Annotated in this window: 15 protein-coding genes and 1 pseudogene; 8 read left to right on the forward strand and 8 right to left on the reverse strand. The window is 61.3% G+C overall.

From position 1 onward, the window contains the following. Positions 1-42: 42 nt before the first annotated feature. Together ACS4RS_RS32605 and ACS4RS_RS32610 are read left to right on the forward strand one after the other, a co-directional pair. Complete coding sequence (locus ACS4RS_RS32605) at positions 43-1,179, forward strand: FAD-dependent oxidoreductase (protein WP_439012325.1); 1,137 nt, start codon at positions 43-45, stop codon at positions 1,177-1,179. A gap of 110 nt (positions 1,180-1,289) precedes the next feature. Then, complete coding sequence (locus tag ACS4RS_RS32610; RefSeq protein ID WP_439012326.1) at positions 1,290-1,796, forward strand: hypothetical protein; 507 nt, start codon at positions 1,290-1,292, stop codon at positions 1,794-1,796. Between the two features lie 44 nt (positions 1,797-1,840). Here the strand turns inward: ACS4RS_RS32610 and ACS4RS_RS32615 are convergent, their stop codons facing one another. Beyond that, positions 1,841-2,569 carry an endonuclease/exonuclease/phosphatase family protein gene (locus ACS4RS_RS32615; protein WP_439012327.1) on the reverse strand — a complete coding sequence of 243 codons (729 nt, stop codon included), beginning with the start codon at positions 2,567-2,569 and terminating at the stop codon, positions 1,841-1,843. A 114-nt stretch (positions 2,570-2,683) separates the two neighbouring features. On the opposite strand from ACS4RS_RS32615, the gene ACS4RS_RS32620 reads away from it, so the two are divergent. Beyond that, complete coding sequence (locus ACS4RS_RS32620) at positions 2,684-3,643, forward strand: lysylphosphatidylglycerol synthase domain-containing protein (RefSeq protein WP_439012328.1); 960 nt, start codon at positions 2,684-2,686, stop codon at positions 3,641-3,643. On the opposite strand, the gene ACS4RS_RS32625 is transcribed toward ACS4RS_RS32620, so the two are convergent. Further along, positions 3,590-5,116 (reverse strand): phospholipase, encoded by a 1,527-nt coding sequence (locus ACS4RS_RS32625; protein WP_439012329.1) that lies wholly within the window; start codon positions 5,114-5,116, stop codon positions 3,590-3,592. The two genes, ACS4RS_RS32620 and ACS4RS_RS32625, sit on opposite strands and share 54 nt — an antisense overlap. A 117-nt stretch (positions 5,117-5,233) precedes the next feature. On the opposite strand from ACS4RS_RS32625, the gene ACS4RS_RS32630 reads away from it, so the two are divergent. Then, on the forward strand, positions 5,234-6,478 hold the full coding sequence (locus ACS4RS_RS32630; RefSeq protein ID WP_449314120.1) for a DUF763 domain-containing protein: 1,245 nt from the start codon (positions 5,234-5,236) through the stop codon (positions 6,476-6,478). A 135-nt stretch (positions 6,479-6,613) separates the two neighbouring features. Here the strand turns inward: ACS4RS_RS32630 and ACS4RS_RS32635 are convergent, their stop codons facing one another. Beyond that, entirely contained in the window at positions 6,614-7,063 is a 450-nt protein-coding gene (locus ACS4RS_RS32635) for a pyridoxamine 5'-phosphate oxidase family protein (RefSeq protein WP_439012330.1), read from the reverse strand. Between the two features lie 188 nt (positions 7,064-7,251). Next, the gene (locus ACS4RS_RS32640; RefSeq protein WP_183690402.1) at positions 7,252-8,169 is read right to left on the reverse strand and encodes a DMT family transporter; all 918 of its coding nucleotides are present in this window, start codon (positions 8,167-8,169) and stop codon (positions 7,252-7,254) included. A gap of 323 nt (positions 8,170-8,492) precedes the next feature. Here ACS4RS_RS32640 and ACS4RS_RS32645 point away from each other — a divergent pair, with 323 nt between their 5' ends. Then, on the forward strand, positions 8,493-8,813 hold the full coding sequence (locus tag ACS4RS_RS32645; RefSeq protein WP_439012331.1) for a YkgJ family cysteine cluster protein: 321 nt from the start codon (positions 8,493-8,495) through the stop codon (positions 8,811-8,813). Between the two features lie 54 nt (positions 8,814-8,867). Here the strand turns inward: ACS4RS_RS32645 and ACS4RS_RS32650 are convergent, their stop codons facing one another. Then, a complete protein-coding gene (locus tag ACS4RS_RS32650; RefSeq protein ID WP_439012332.1) occupies positions 8,868-9,437 on the reverse strand; it encodes a nucleoside 2-deoxyribosyltransferase in 570 nt (189 codons plus the stop codon). A 195-nt stretch (positions 9,438-9,632) separates the two neighbouring features. On the opposite strand from ACS4RS_RS32650, the gene ACS4RS_RS32655 reads away from it, so the two are divergent. Together ACS4RS_RS32655 and ACS4RS_RS32660 are read left to right on the forward strand one after the other, a co-directional pair. Beyond that, positions 9,633-9,881 carry a DUF982 domain-containing protein gene (locus tag ACS4RS_RS32655; RefSeq protein ID WP_439012333.1) on the forward strand — a complete coding sequence of 83 codons (249 nt, stop codon included), beginning with the start codon at positions 9,633-9,635 and terminating at the stop codon, positions 9,879-9,881. After that, positions 9,878-10,217, forward strand: a pseudogene (locus ACS4RS_RS32660) (GMC oxidoreductase); the annotation flags it as partial. The gene ACS4RS_RS32655 and the pseudogene ACS4RS_RS32660, both read left to right, overlap by 4 nt. Positions 10,218-10,376: 159 nt before the next feature. Here ACS4RS_RS32660 and ACS4RS_RS32665 read toward each other — a convergent pair. Continuing rightward, positions 10,377-10,580 (reverse strand): cold-shock protein, encoded by a 204-nt coding sequence (locus tag ACS4RS_RS32665; protein ID WP_003572688.1) that lies wholly within the window; start codon positions 10,578-10,580, stop codon positions 10,377-10,379. Between the two features lie 413 nt (positions 10,581-10,993). Between ACS4RS_RS32665 and ACS4RS_RS32670 the strand changes: the two genes are divergently transcribed. Continuing rightward, positions 10,994-12,106: a hypothetical protein gene (locus ACS4RS_RS32670; protein WP_439012334.1), complete on the forward strand. Its 1,113-nt coding sequence runs from the start codon at positions 10,994-10,996 to the stop codon at positions 12,104-12,106. Positions 12,107-12,166: 60 nt separating this feature from the next. Here ACS4RS_RS32670 and ACS4RS_RS32675 read toward each other — a convergent pair whose 3' ends face one another. Together ACS4RS_RS32675 and ACS4RS_RS32680 are read right to left on the reverse strand one after the other, a co-directional pair. Next, positions 12,167-12,775, reverse strand: a complete 609-nt coding sequence (locus ACS4RS_RS32675) for a methyltransferase domain-containing protein (protein ID WP_439012335.1) — start codon at positions 12,773-12,775, stop codon at positions 12,167-12,169. 182 nt (positions 12,776-12,957) lie between these two features. After that, positions 12,958-15,837 carry an AAA family ATPase gene (locus ACS4RS_RS32680; RefSeq protein WP_439012336.1) on the reverse strand — a complete coding sequence of 960 codons (2,880 nt, stop codon included), beginning with the start codon at positions 15,835-15,837 and terminating at the stop codon, positions 12,958-12,960. Positions 15,838-15,930 lie beyond the last annotated feature (93 nt).

A 15,930-nucleotide genomic window follows, 5' to 3' on the forward strand; every position in this document is an offset into this window, starting at 1 on the left:
CATCGGAATTCGTACGACATAGCAGGAAACAAGGTTATCGACATGAATGCTTCCCCAAAACCTTCGAAGGTTGTCGTCATCGGCGGCGGCATATTCGGCGTCTCGACGGCTGTCCATCTCGCGCGCCTTGGGATCGCCAGCGTGCTCGTCAGTGACGGGCCGCTTGCCAACGGCGCCTCCGGCCGTTCGCTCGCCTGGCTTAATTCGGCCCGGAAACGCTCCGACGCCTATCACCGGCTGCGCCTCGCCGGCATCGACCGGTATCGAACGCTCGCCGCCCGATATCCGGATGCGCCCTGGCTGCGTTTCGATGGCGGACTGACCTGGGATGCCGATGACGCCGGCAACGAGATCGCCGAGATCTTCAATTATGAGTGCGACCTCGGCTATCACGCGCAATGGCTGGCTCAGGAAAACATTGCCGGAGCGACACCCGGCGTCGACGCCAGTGCGGTGACGCCGCAGGGTGCGATTTTCAATCCCGGGGAAGGCTGGGTCGATCTCCCTTCTCTCATCGGCATTCTCGCGGAGGAATTTCGCGTTCTCGGCGGCGAGATCGTCACGGACGCCGGGCGCGCGATAATTGATGTCGAAGGCGCCCGTGTCCGCGGCGTGAGCACGGCGGACGGCAAGCATTGGGAGGCGGAGTCCGTAGTGCTTGCCGCAGGAGGGGACGTTCCTGCAATCGTCGCCGAAGCCGGTCAACATATCGACGATGCAACACCAGTCGCCCTTCTCGTCAGGACCAAGCCGATCCACCATGCGCTCAAGGCCGTGCTCAACACTCCCCGGGTCGCCATCCGGCCCATGCCCAATGGCGGTTTCGCGCTCGATGCGGCCTGGTCCGAGGAAGAGGTTGGAGTGAAGCCGGACGGCAGCTATGAGGTCAGGCGATCGACGCTGGATGGGCTGCTGCGCGAGGCTTCAAAGGTTCTCGACGGCAATCCGACGCTTGAGGTCGAAGATTATGGGGTCGGTCCGAAGCCCATTCCGGGCGACGGCGAGCCGGTCTTCGGCGAGCTGCCGTCGATCAGGGGCTATTTCGTCGCCTTCAGCCATAGCGGCGCGACCCTCGGCCTGATTGCTGGCGAACTGCTGGCGGACGAGATCGCTACCGGCCGGCGCCATCCGCTGCTGGCGGAGTTTCGGCCCGAACGTTTCGGCGCGTCGCGGCGATGACGGTCGTGGCAGGCACGGAGGTCCCGACCGGGCCCCGCCCCAAAACCGCGATCGATGCATCCTTCTGATCCCTCGAACGTTCTATCGCCAGGAACAACTGGAGATGCATCATGTTCAAGGACGAATTCGGGGACATCGGTACAAATGGAGATAGGCGCGACAATGCCGGCGCCACGCCGGCTGCCCTCGAAGAGGCGAACGCCAATCCCGATCTCATCAGGCGTGAGGGTTTCGCGAGCGAGGCCGAATATCGGGCCTATATTGCGACGCTTGGCGGCCATGCTCCGGTTGAAGGGATTGTCGAAGAGCGTCTCCTGGTCTCCGATGATCATGCCTTGGAAGGCCGTCTGCGAGACCTCAGAGAAGAACTCGAAAACCTCAGCGCCCGCCTTCACGTGATCCAGCGGCAGGCGGCGACCGTCGTCGCGGAGAACGCCCGCTGGGCCGATGCGAGCGCCCATGCGCAGCTTGGCGGTCATCCCTGGCTCAAGCTGGCCGGTGCAATGGCGGCAGCATTCATCGTCACGAGAGGCATCCGGCTGCTGCCGCTCGGAACCGTGGCGACGACGGCGCTGCCATTGGTGGCGGCTGCGATGAACCGGAAGTTTGCTAGGTAACACTACAAGCGCGCGAGCAGCCTTTCCGAAGACCTCTGCGCGCCTCAGCCGAAAGCAATTTCCGCAAGCAGAGGAAGATGGTCGGAGGCGACCCTTGCCAGGCGGTTTTGCAGAACCGTCGCCTGCTTGACGATGAGATCGTCGGTGACGAAGACGTGGTCTAGACGCATCAGCGGGTAACGGGCGGGAAAGGTCGCTCTCGGCCGCGCATTGCCTGCGAGCTGGGCGTCCTTCAGGGATCGCGCGGCAAGTCGGTACGTCGCCGACGACGGAATGGCGTTGAAGTCGCCGCAGAGGATGGTGGGCAGCGGTTCGTCCACTGTACCGCGCAGCCAGCCCGAGTTCAGTAATGTCGTCATCTGCCCGATGCGCTCGCGGCTGCGAAGGCCGAGATGGGTGTTGACCACCAGCAGTTTTCTGTCGCCGATCAGGATTTCGACTGAAAGGGCGCCGCGCTGTTCGCCGAGGGATGGCAGCGGGCCGGCCTTGACCGCGCCCGTCGGAAAGGCGGTGATGATTGCATCGCCATATTGCTCTTCGGCAACCGACAGCACCGGATGAAAATGGGCCTGCATCTCGAGAAGTGAGGCGATCATATGGGCCTGGTCGATGCCGCCGGTTCTGCGCCTGAGGACATCGACCTCCTGAAGCGCGACGATGTCAGCTTGCGCCTCGGCGATGACCGAAGCGATGCGCCCGGGATCGAGCTTACGGTCGCTGCCGATACAGCTGTGCACGTTATAGGTCAGGAGTCTGATTGATTTTTCCGCCATGGGCCCGCTGAAACTCGTCCCTTGGGGACATCGATCTTGTTCCGGGGGAACACAAAACTCGTTTGATCGTTCCAGATTATCGACCCACCGCGCTCGCACTCTTGAGGACAATCGATGAGTTTGAAAAGCATGATCTGGAATGGGCTGCTGGTTGCCGCCCTCTGTTTTGCGGTCTTTCTACTCTATCGCATCTTCGAGCAGTACAGCCTCGACCAGATCGTCCAGTCGATTCGCAGCATACCGCTTTCAAGCTTCTGTACAGCGCTTCTCTTTGCTGCAGCCTCCTATCTGTGTCTTGGCTGTTTCGATCTGCTGGCAATCCGTTCGCTCGGCAAATCCTTGCCTTATCCCAAAATCGCGTTGGCTTCGTTCATCAGCCTGTCGCTCGGCCACAATATCGGTTTTGCCGGACTGAGCAGCGGCGCCTTCCGCTACCGCTTTTATTCGCGCTGGGGACTGACGACCGAGGACGTAGCGAAGATCATCCTGTTCTGCGGCGTCACGGTCGGGCTCGGGCTGATCACACTCGGCGGCCTTGCTCTAATCGTCAATCCGGATGATGCCGGGCGCCTGCTGCGGCTTGATCCGGCCAGCGTGCGCATCTTCGGCGTGCTGGCGCTCACTGTGCCGGTCGTCTATGCGGCGCTGGCATTTTTCATCCGCGGCAAGTTGCGGCTTTGGCGCTGGTCGTTTCAGCTGCCGCGATTCTCGATTGCCGTCGCGCAGGTCGCGATCGGGACGATCAACTTCATCCTCGTTTCCGCCTGCCTGCACCAGATGCTCTCTGCCTTCGGCGACGTCGCCTTCTTCAGGTCGGTGACGGCGTATGTACTGGCCAATTCGGCAATTCTCGCAACCCATGTTCCTGGTGGGCTCGGCGTGCTGGAGGCGACCGTCTCCTATGCCGTGCCGCGGGAAGCCTCGATCGGCGCGCTGATCGCGTTTCGCTGCGCCTATTTCTTCATTCCGTTGGCGCTCGGCACGTCGCTTCTCCTCATCAGTGAGATCGTCTTCCGAAGATCACGCGGGACGGACGAGGAAGCGGACGAGCGCGCCGAGGCCCAATCGGCGTAGCGGCAGGAAAGGCCGGGCCGGGTCAAAGAACCCGGTCCCTCTGACCGGCGAGATGCTGCCGGAAAGCTCAACGGCGAATTCCCTCAGGCCTCGGGCGCCGTCATTCAGCGCCTCGATCCCTTCGATCACCGAGCCGCTTTGCGCGTAGGCCGCTGCAAAGGTCTCGGTGGGTGTTCCGAGATATTCCGCCAGCAGGCGGTTGCGCAGCTCCGCCACCGCGCGGCGGTGCTCGTCTGTTTCACATTCGAAGTGGATATCGCATTCCGAATCAATCCCTTCGGAGCGATTGTTGAGATTGGAGGAGCCGATGCGCACCAGCTCATCGTCGGCGATCATCAGTTTGGAATGGATGAGCACCTCGACCTCGTCGACCGTCGCCGGCGCGGTCGGCCCGGGCACTGTCGGCCCGGGCACAACGGGAAAATAGACCCGCAGCCGGTTCGCGCGATCGGCCCGTTTGAGAAGGCGGATGACGCGGTCTCGATTGCCGCCCATGATAATCTTTTCGATCAGCCCGTGGGAGCTGCGCGTGCAGATGATAACGACCTCGGGCCCGTCTTCCTCCTGCAGCCGCGCGGCAATGGCATCGGCAACGCGGAAGGAGGCGAGATATTGCGCCTCGATATAAAGCAGACGCCGTGCTCGGGAGATGATGTTCAACGTTGAGGCGATACCGTCGCTCATGCCGGCGCGCAAGCTCGTCGACGGCTCCGTCAGCGCGAAGCTCACCGGCATATACCGAAGCGAAACGGCAAGATCGTCCGGCCAGGGAAAGGGCGCGCGCTCGGCAAGCGGCGGGTGCCTTTCGCCGGTGGCTGTTTCCCAGCGCCGCCTGGCGATGTCGCCGATCAGCCGGGCGGCGTCGCCCGTGACCATCGCCTGAACGTCATGCAGCGGATCGTAGGAAGCGCCCTCGGGGTCCCGCCGATGCCTGTCCCAGGCATGATGGCCTTTTGTGTCCCATCGCCGCGACGTTAGGTCGATCCCACCGATGAAGCCGACGGCGTCGTCGATGCAAACGAGTTTCTGATGGTGGCAGCCGCGAACGGCACCCTGAAGATCGAAACGCAGGTCGATCCTGGCATTTTTAGGGAAGTTTTTCTTGCGAAGCACCTGCAGGGATTTTTCCGAATAGACCGGCCCGAGCGCCCAGATGAGGATGCGTATCTCGAGTTCGGGATTGGCCACCGCGAGCCCATGCAACAGGTCTGCCAAAGTCTCGTTGGATTTCTCCGGCTCCAACCGGATGTCGGGATTGAAATCCCAGCCGATGATCCAGATCGTGCGCCGTGCCTGCCGCAGCGCCCGCGAAACTTCGGCGAAATATCGGTTGCCGTTGATCAGAAAGGCCGCCTTCTCGGCATTGCCCTCCAGGCGCAAAGCGCTGTTATTCTGTCTTTCGCGGCCGTCCGGCCTTTGCGATTTTGCCTGGGGCAGGCTCGGGTTATTGAAGACGGTCTCGATTGCGGTCATGATTGCCTCGGCTTCTAACTGCGAAAACAAACGCCTGAAATATTTCTGGGTTCCGTGCGCCGCCGGAAGAGGCGGCCGGGCTGCTCTATCCGGTGGTGGAAAGCGTAAGGAAACGAGATGTCACAACGCGCTGGCAGCGCCGATCTTCCCCTTCACGCGGGACGCGTGCCGCATTGGCTCGGCGACCGGATGACGCGGCTGGGAGCCCTGATCACCGAAGCGATCGTGCATCACTACGGCCGGGACGAATTCCTGCGCAGGCTCGCCCATCCTTTCTGGTTCCAGTCCTTCGGCGCAGTCATGGGCATGGACTGGCATTCCTCCGGCATCACGACAAGCGTTCTCGGTGCGTTGAAGCGCGGGCTGAAACCGCGTGCCGGCGAACTCGGCCTGCATGTCTGCGGCGGCCGCGGCGCGCATTCGCGCAAAACCCCGCAGGAACTCGTCTCGATCGGCGAACGTGTCGGCCTCGATGGCGAAGGCCTGGCGACGACGAGCCGTCTCATCGCCAAGGTTGACAGCGCTGCGCTTCAGGATGGGTTCGATCTTTATCTGCACGGCTTCATCGTCGCCGATGACGGCCGCTGGGTGGTCGTGCAACAGGGCATGAACGGCGACAGGCGGCAGGCCCGGCGCTATCACTGGCTATCGGAAGGGCTGGAGAGTTTTGTCGACTCGCCGCATGCGGCAATCGAGGGCAGGAGCCAGGGCACGATCGTCAATCTGGCCGACAGGCGCGCCGAGCGGTCGCGGCGCGGCCAGCTCGACCTCCTGGCGACGCTCGGTCCCGACCGGATCATCCGCGAGGCCGCCGCCCTGCTGCGTGTCGAGCAGCCGGCGCCCGAGCCCGCCGAGCAGCCGATGTTGCCGCACCTGATCATGCCGGCCCATCACGACGTGCGCGAGAGCGACGTCAATATGCGGCGCCTGCATGGAAATCTCGCCGCCGCAGCCGACCGCGGGCCGGCGGATTTCGAAGAGCTGCTGCTGGTTCCCGGTGTCGGCGCCCGCACGGTCGAGGCGCTGGCCATGGTGGCCGAAGTCGTCCACGGCGCACCCTGCCGTTTTTCCGATCCGGCACGCTTCTCGATCGCCCATGGCGGCAAGGACCGCCATCCCTTCCCGGTGCCGCTCAAGGTCTATGACGAGACGATCGGCGTGATGAAATCGGCAGTGCAGAAGGGCAGGCTCGGACGGGAGGAAGAGTTGCAGGCGCTCAAGCGCCTGGATGACCAGTCCAGGCAGATGGAACGCTATGTGACAGGTCCCGACCTCAAGGAAATCATCGCCGGCGAATTCCGCCAGTCAGCCGATTTGGGCGGCCGGAGCGTCTTCGGCTGGGAGGAGCCGTCCGCAGACTAGAGCATGATGCCGAAAAGTGTGAGCGGTTTTCGGGCGACATCATGCTCTAACTCTTTAATTTGGAACAGGATTCAGATCTTAGGCCAAACGGGCCTAAAATCATCCTGTTCTAGGGCACTCCGTTATGCCGCTCTCTTAGCTCGCTGATCCGGGTAGGGTGACCTCGCCGTTTTCCTCACCATCCCAGTAGCGGATGGAGGACGCCGAAACTTTGATAAGAACGATCCCGGGAGTGTCCACACCTTCCGGAAACCACCGCTCGAGATCGGGCACCCAATGGTCTTCGAATGCCGCCTTGTCCCGCACCAGCGAGGCGAAGCCCTCGACAGCGATGAAAATCCCCGGTTTGCCGAGGAGGCTGGGAGGTGCCGTGAACGTCAGCGAGACGATATTGATGCCTTCGATTTCCGTGATTTTCCTGCTGTCTTCATACGAAAAGAACCAGGAATCCCCGTCATATTCGACGTCGCCATTATTGCTCATCGGTCGGGCCGAGATGCGGCCCGAGGCGGCGTTCGTCGACAGCATGCAGAAATCGATCTTCTTTAGTTGCGAGGACAGGTCTTCGAGGGTCATGGACGCCATTGCGATCTCCCGGGTTTGAATCCTCCAGAGTAGCGCGCAGGCGTCCAAATTGTTCCGTGGAAAGCCTGACTGAGGAAGCCTCCGTCCGTGTGATTATTCCCGCAGGTTCAAGGATGGAAGTATGCAGGAATTCCAGGGGTTACAGCAGCGTCCTATGCGAAGCTGAGAAGACAAGCGGCGCTATAGCCTCAATGGCCGTCGGGCGGGACGGCTTCGACCGGAACCGTCTCTTTCAAGTTTTTCCGATGGAAGATGAAGAGCCCGGCAAAGACGATGATTGCGGCGCCGACGATGATCTGCATATCGGGAATATCGTTGAAGAAGATGTAGCCGAGCACGATCGCCCAGAGCAGCAGCGTATATTGCATCGGCGCCAGTAGCGATGCCGGCGCGAGCTTCAGCGAGCGGGTGATCAGGAGATGCGCGCAGGTGGCGACGACACCGAGCAGCAGCATGCCGGACCAATTGACGAGCGTTGCCGGCTGCCAATGGCCGATGCTGAGCACGATGCCGGTGGCAAGGGCGGCGATCGTCTGCCACGTCACCAAGGTCGTGTCGCTGGTCGAACGCAGATAACGGCTCATCACCAGCGACAGCGCAAAGGCAAGGCTGCCGGCAAGGCCGAAGAGGGACGGAAGCGACAGCATCGCCGTCGACGGACGCAGCGCGATGACGACGCCCGCAAAGCCGACCAGAACGGCGAGCCAGCGGCGCCAGCCGATCTTTTCCCCAAGAAAGAAATGCGAGAGTGCGGCTATGTAGATCGGCCCGGCCATATAGAAGGTCATGACGTCGGCGAGCGGCAGGTAGGCGACGGCCGCGTAGAACAGGGCGACATCGGCGGTCGCCATGAAAACACGTATGAACTGGAGGCGCTTCTGCTCGACACGGAACAAGGCCATCGGCCCTTGCCGTGCGATCATCGGCCCGAGCACGATGAAAGAGCCGACCGAGCGGATCACCAGCACCTGGCCGAGGGCGAAGTTCGTGAGCAGCCATTTGCCCATCGCATCGTTCAGCGCAAAGAGCAGATCGCCGAGCAGCATCAGCACGACACCCGTCATGATCAGGTTTCCGGCGTTGGCTGCAGCCGCCTTGGTCTTCATCTCTCGAATCCTCGTGAAAACGGCCGCGCATTGCGCAGCCGAGTGCGGCTTCGGCCTTAACACCGCCAATGTCAATGGTCAGTTTCATCAGTGATTTTGTTTGTTCGCCGTCTTCTATCGTTCGGCACTTCATTGGCAGCTTTTAAAGGAATGCCTAAAAGTGCTGTGAACGTCACAGCGAGGATTTCGCAAAGGTCGCCTGAAACCGCGCCGCCGTAAATTAGGCCCGCCCCGAAGAAATGATCACGGCCGACCAGGCTGGGCAGTCATCTTCCGGATCAAGCACTTTGCGTTGTTGGCAGGTGCCGTGGTAGGAGCTGCGTATGAACTCACTAAGCGATCTAGATTGCCAAACCTGCGGTGCGTGTTGCTCCTTTTCATCTGACTGGCCAAGATTTTCCACGGAAAGTGATGCTGCTCTCGATTTGCTGCCACCGCGCTTCGTCGCTGCAGATGAAACGGGCATGCGTTGTAATGGGTCGCGTTGCGCTGCGTTGTCGGGTCGGGTCGGTGTTGAGACATCTTGCCTTGTCTACGATATTCGGCCTGTCGTTTGTCGCGAATGCGTTCCCGGAGATGCTGCCTGCCTGATGGCGCGTGACGCCTTCGGATTAACGCTTCCCTTGGATAGGTCAGCGCTTTAAGCGGGACTCAAATCCATAGCGCAGCGCGGAAGCTCAAACGCCTGGACGAAGTCCTTACCGCAGCTTCTCGACTGCGATGGCGAGACACGTCTTGAACGCTGATAAGTCCGTATAGAGCGCGTCACGAGCCGCGTCTCCGACGATGAGGACGCCGCCGCGCCGCTCGATCCCGGCGTGCAGCATGAGATTGTCGGCCAGGCCGAAATCCTCGACCGCAATCCCGTTCGGGTCTCGCAGCCGACCTTCACCATCATAGGCGACGGCCCCGCCATAAAGATCGCTCACCCGTCCGCTGTGATCGCGGGCCACATTCGTATAGGCGAAGACAGGCTTGCCGCTTGCGCACATAAAGCCGAGTTCGAAAGCCGTCCCGGTATCGGCAGCAATGCCGCGAAACGGCGTCAGATTGGCGATGATGGCATCGGCCTCCATCATCATCCTCTCGTCCACCGCGTTTATCGCTGCCGCCCGCTCGCGCTTCGAGTTCGTCTGCGGGATTTCCAGATCACCGGGTGAGAGTGGGTGAAGTCCCGCCTCGCGGGCAAGCGCGGCCTTCCGGTCGAGCATTTCACGGGCGTTTGGAAGGAACACTTCAGGACCGGCGAGATAAATTTTTTTCGTCATAGATGAATTGCACCTCACGGGGACGGGCTCGGAATACGTCCCTTGCTGTAGAGCGAATGAGGATCACAATCCAGTGGACGAGAACCGCGCACGTGCAGCGCATAAGGATCGTTCGCCCGATCGTATGGGACCAAAGTCCCATGCTGGAACGAGCCCGCGCAGATGACGTTCAGCCATAGCCGAAGAGCTGAGGAGATGTCGATGCGCCGCGATTTTTGGGACCAGCCCGTTGAGGTCATCGTTGGGGATGGCGACCATCTTAAAAGTATCCGCAATAGCAGGGACGCGCTCGCATATCTGATGACCTGTTGGCCACCTGAGAAAGCGGCATCCTTCGCCGCCGCCAAGAAGATCTGCACGGACGCCATCCACGGGCAAGCCGATGCAACCGCAGCCGCATTGGCTTTCAAAGTCGCGGCCGAAGAAGCCGGCGTGCTCCGTTAGTTGCAACGAAATCGATCGGGCATGCCCCCCATCTTATAGAGGAGCGGGGGTTACCGCCAGGCACCGACAGAGGCTGCCGGGCAGGCAATACCAGATGACGAGGATCTGATTCGCCGCGCCGGCGATATCGCCACAACGATCTTCCATCCGGTCGGCACCTGTAAAATGGGCAGCGACACGATGGCGGTGGTTGATTCGCAATTGCGGGTGCATGGGCTGGCGAAGCTGCGGGTCGTCGATGCCTCGATCATGCCGACCATCATCTCGGGCAACACCAATTCGCGGGTAATCATGATTGCTGAGAAGGCGGCCGAGAGCATTCTATCCGAGGCGTAGACAGCGCCTCGCGTCGGCCTGACGTGGATGCATGAAGCATTCCTGCCGTCCCGGTATCCCAAAACGACACGTACAGACCTCGATTACCGTCGTCGCGGCCTATGGCGTTGCGACGAGCCCAACCCGCTCAACGCGGGTTGGGTAATCTTCGACTTTGAATCAGAGGGTTGAGACGTTCTCAGCCTTCGATTTTCCGGTCTTGCGATCCTGTCCGACGTCGAAGCTGACCTTGTCGCCTTCGCGGAGCGAGCCGCCGCGCTGCAGAGCAGACACGTGCACGAACACGTCCTGTCCGCCATCCTCGGGGGTGATAAAGCCGAAGCCCTTGTCGTCATTGAAGAATTTAACCGTACCTGTCGGCATGAGATAACTATTCCTTGTGTCATTCGTCGATTTGCGAAAGCGAAACTATACCGCCGCCGCTCCTCTATCAACCTTCATACGGGTGACGCAACTTTAAAGGCGAAGAGGCAACAGTTTTGGCGAGGGTCAAACCGGCTCCTGACAGCCGATCGCCTGACGATCCGACCGTTTTTCATCGTCTCGATGGTGCGTCCGGAGGCATCGCCGAAATCTATTTCTCGTTTGCGCTCGCGTTATCGACAGGACCAACGCGGGATTGCCGCCTGCGCGTGTAGAAAGGGATTGCCGATCGCCCGCAACAGGTTGTAGATCGGTATCACACAATGGGATTGTGCAAGCCGGTATGGATGACGCCAACTCTGCTCGTTGGTCATCGGCCGCTTTGAAGCTTTATCGGCGCGCTGCGCTGTCACATGAGGGGTCCGACGCCGTTGTCTTCGCTTGTTCTCCCAAGCCGCCCGCTCTCACTGGCGCGCAACGTCATCTCCACGCCGAACGCTTACTTCTGGTCAACGCCCATTATCCTGGCATTAGCTATCTTTCTATTCGTCTCGGAAGCGCCCGGTGTGATCCGCGATTTCCAGATCAGCCAGGACCCCTTGGTGCTTGAGAACGGCGACGTGCAAAACGGGAAATGCACGACACGCAAGGCAGTCTTCACCGACTGCGAGGCACGCCTTGTCTACAGCTACGGCGGACGAAACTACGACACCGAGGTCGAGGTCATGTTCGTCGATTTCCATACCGGCGATTATGAAACCGATCTGGTGATTTCCGCCGACCATCCGGAACTCGCGACAATGAGCCTGGGTCTGGACATGCTCTGGAACAGGATCATCACGCTCACGCTGTTCGTAGTCCTGCTTGGCGGCATGAGCCTGGGCATGATTTTTCTTGGTATCCGCATTTGGCGGGTCAAGGGGCAATTGCGCCGGCCTGCCAGGCTGATCCCCGTCCCAGTCGAGATCAGTGCATTCGACCGCAAGCGCGGGGTCCTTTCCATCACCTACAATGACAAGATCGCCGCCGACAAAACGGGACGATCGGCTTACACGCGGATGAACAGCGGACAGGAGCCGCTGATCGTCGGTGAAGCCAATGGCAAGGCGATCGGAATGGCCGTCAGGCACGGCAATACGGCCCTGCCGGTGCTTCTGGACGATCGTCTGCAGCGGGTCGAGCTCACGGATGCCGAGCGCGCCGCGGCTCTTGCACCCCTGGGGCAGCAGCAAGACGGCGATCAGGCTGCGCCGGTGTTGATCGAAGAACCCAAAAAGACGGTATCGATCTGGAAGCGGCTGCAGCTTTTCTTCGGTACGTTGCTTTTGATCGTCGTCGGTGTGGTCGGCTTCTGGCTTTGGTACGTCACGAGCTCGCCGACACAATTCCAATCACCTGGCATGGACATCAACAACCTCATGCCGGCGCCGTTGAACGAATGGGGATGCGGGCAGCTGAAGAAGCGGTTTGGCCAGGATCGTGCGCCGTTTGGTTGCACCGCCGCCGATTATACGAGCTGGAAATAGCCGGCGCCTTATCGTTTGATCGGAACGCCTGCTAGCAGCCTCAGGCGAAACTGCGGCGCATCATCCCGGTCGTCGGGCGTAAAAGGTGTGCCACGCTTCGTTGTTGCGGCTCATGCGGTATGCGTCCCATTCAAGATCCAGGCCGGCCGCCTTGATGCACAGCGCGAAGTCGTCGCGGCGCCAGTAGGTCATATGGTAGGCGCCGCTTGTCTCCCCGTCTCCGTCCCGCATCGTCACCAGGAAGACGCCTCCGGGGCGCAGCGCGGCGGCGATTTTTTCGAGGACTTCGCCGGTCTGGTCGCGAGGCACGTGGATGAGAACACAGAGAGCGATCACCGCGTCATAGGGGCCGCCGAGGTCGTCGGTGATGACATTGAGCAACTCGCCCTGCTTGCCGCGCGCTGCCTGCAACTCGAGAAATCGTCGCGTGGCATCGGTTCGCCTTACCAAAACGCCCTGCGTCTCGAGGAAATCCGCATCCCACCCAGGCCCTGACCCGATCTCGAGGACCCGGCCGCCCTTGCCGGCGGCGATGGCGAGCTGTCGCAGCGCGGCTTCCAGGCCCGGCGCGGGAAAGGGATCAACGATGCGGCTATAGTCATCGGCATCCCCTTCATAGGAATCGATCGTGCATTGGGTATCGGCCAAGGCGGTGGAAGTGATGTGCATTTTGACCTCCGATTGATGAAATCCCGGCACCGCTCGGTGGCGCCATATCACCATGCTCGACGTAAGACCGCGTAAGCACATCAGGCAAAATGCCTAGGCCGTGAAAAAATGGAATGCGATGCGGGCTTCGAGAGAGCGGCGGATGTCGGGACGACTTAGCCAGGACTGCTGGAAGCTCACATCTATGCGGGATCAACCATCCGGAGCCGGTGGGCCATGGCGGCCGCAGCACCGCGGCTGGGGACGGCGAGTTTGCTCAAGATGTTGGAGACATGAACGCTCGCCGTTTTCGACGAGATGAACAGATTATCGGCGATCTCGCGATTGCTTTGTCCGGCGGCGACAAGCCTGAGCACCTCGAATTCCCGATCCGTCAGGCCAAGCGGCGCCTTCGGCGTACTACCCCCTTTCCCGCCTGGCAGATCAATGCGGGCCTTTGCGGCGAGCGTCTCGATCTGATCGGCAAGCAGGCGCGCGCCGACCGAATGGGCAAGGTCCGCACCTCGCCTGAAATGGTCTGCACCCCTGGCGCGCTTGCCGGCATTCACCGCAGCGCTCCCGGCATGCATCAGGGCATATGCCTGCCGAAAGGGCAGGCTCAAATCAGCCCAGCTTTGGGCAACCGCTTCCCAGGCATCGAGGTCGGAAACCGTCGCGCGCGACATCTCGGCTGAGAGAGTGAGCCTCTCGGCTTGCTCCACCACATTGCGGCACGGGCTCCGAGCGGCGAGGTCCGTGAGCTGCCGGGCGATATCTTTCCGGTTCGTGTCGATGGCGACACGCATGGCGGAGGCCAAGAGCGGCCAAGAGACGCCTCCTTGCTTCTCGATCAGGGTCGACGCCGATCGTATCAGGATCGCAGACTGATCCATGTCGCCGGCCAGCGCGGTGCTTTCGAGGTCGAATCTCAAAAGATTGGCGGCGATCCGGCCCGCAACCTGGGGGCCGGGCGGCAGAGCGCGCAAGGCACTTGCCGCTGCGGCAACGCGATCCGAGTCCCCCAAGACCAGGGCGATCTCCGCCTGACATTCGAAAACATGAACCAGCCCCAGCGGCAGCGGATCCAATGCCGCCATCCGTTCGCATGTCTCAATGGCTTCGGAAACGCGGCCGACAGCGAGCAAGGCGCGACACAAGGGCGAACCCACGATTGCCCCGATATACCGGGCCTGGCCGAATTCGACGGTCCGGGCAAAGATCGCCGGTCCGATGTCGATGATCTGAGCGTAGTCTCCTGTCTCGAGCAGGGCATGAAGCAGGGCTGCGCCCGCCAGCACCTCGACACGGCCGATGGAGGCCTGACCGGCGCGCCTAGTCACGTTCCAGAAGGCATCGATGCGAGAACCGTCCAAGGCCATATCCACGGATGCCGCGACGATCAGTGCCTCGATGCGGTATTCCTCGTCATCGAGCCTCTCCGACAGGTCCTTCAGTTCGTCGCCCAAAAGCTTGGCGCGATCGAATTCTCCGCGCAATATCAGCGCGCGGGAAAACTGCCCCAGTCCGTCCGCGCGCAGCCTTGTGGGACAGACCGCGTGGTCAAGCGCTCGCTCAAGATCGGCGATCTCACCTGGGATAAGCGTGTGCTGACGCATCACGGCGCGCTGCAGAAGAAGGGCTGCCAGCTGCTTAACGTCGCGGTCTGCATCGACTTCGGCGAGCGCAAGTTCGACAAAAGCCAGTCCCTGTTCCGCTTCCGCCGCCCAGCAGGCGGCATCGGCAGCCAGTTCCAACACCCTGCAATGATCTGCGCCGATCAGGTCAGTCGCATGATCGACGTCGGGCCAGGCTGCCAGCACGAGCTTCAGCATCTCCATCTGGTCGGCATAGGCGAAGGTGGCAGCAGCTTCCACGGCGGATTGCCAAGCCCATCGCAGGCAAGGTTCGGCCTGGCCGGCGCCGTGCCAGTGGCGGGCGAGCGCAACGGAATGCCAAACCCGGTAGCTTGGAAGCGGGCCGCGTTCAAGCACCTCGGCATAGGCGCGATGGATGGCCATCCTTTCGCCAGCGATCAGGTCACTGCGCACTGCTTCGTGGATCAGCGCATGGCGGAACGCATATCCGTCGCTGTCCGGTACCAGTATCCCGGCCGCAATTGCAGGACGCAGCAATTCTGCCAATTCAAGGTCGGACTTGTCCGCCACGCTGCGAAGAAGCACATGCGCAATATGCGGACCGCCAAGCGCCATCACCTTCAAAAGGCCGGCCGTCGACGCCGGCATCTCCCTGACGCTCTTCAGCAGGTAGTCTTGAAGCGTGCCAGGAAAATTCGTACGCAAGTTTCCGCTCGCATCGATAAGCGCCTCCGTGAAAAGCGGGATCCCGCAGCAACGCGCATGGACCTCATTGATGACGGCCGGTGTCGGCGGGCGCCCGAGCAGCCCCTCGAGCTGCGCGGCGACTTCGGCGCGCTTCAGGTGGGGAAGCTTCAACACCGTGGCCCCCTCGGACAGCGAGAGGTCCGCAATGGTCGTCCGCAGTGCGTTGCTGCCGCTAGTCTCCTCGGGTCGGTAGGTGACGATCAGCATCAGCCGAATTTTCTTCAGCCGCGCGGTGAGGAAACGAAGCAGATCGCAAGTGGCCTGGTCGGCCCAGTGAATGTCCTCGACGACCACGACGAGCGGCATCTCCCGGGCGAGCTCTTCGAACAGCTTCCTCAACGCCTCGAACAGCCTTGCTCTTGCGATGCCCGCATCAAACCGTTCAGAGGTTTCGCCGAATTCGGGAAGAAGCCATGCCAGCTCGCGCGCACTCGCGGCGCCGACAAGCGACCGGACCGCCGTCCCGCCGCGCAGTTGAACCAGTTCATGCAGCACGGCGGTGACCGGCGCATAGGGCAATGCCGACTCTCGCTGCTCGATGCAGCCACCCTTCAGGACGGTAGCCCGGCCCGACAGTCGATCGGCAAACTCCTCGACCAGCCGACTCTTGCCGCCGCCTGCTTCCGCCCCGAGAAGAATGGAGCGTTGCCGGCCGCCGGAAACGTCCCGGAACGCGGATTCCATCGCATCGAGTTCTGCCGCACGGCCTGAGAACAGGGACTTTTTGAGGGATGTCGACACAAAGTCCTCCGATAGGTGAAGTTCAAGATTAGCAGAGATGGAGACGTAGTCATCCCACGTGTGTTTTGAGCCTGTCCTAGGCAAAATGCCTGA

Origin of the sequence: Rhizobium sp. F40D2 (assembly GCF_051810745.2) — a bacterium.
GTDB lineage: Bacteria > Pseudomonadota > Alphaproteobacteria > Rhizobiales > Rhizobiaceae > Rhizobium.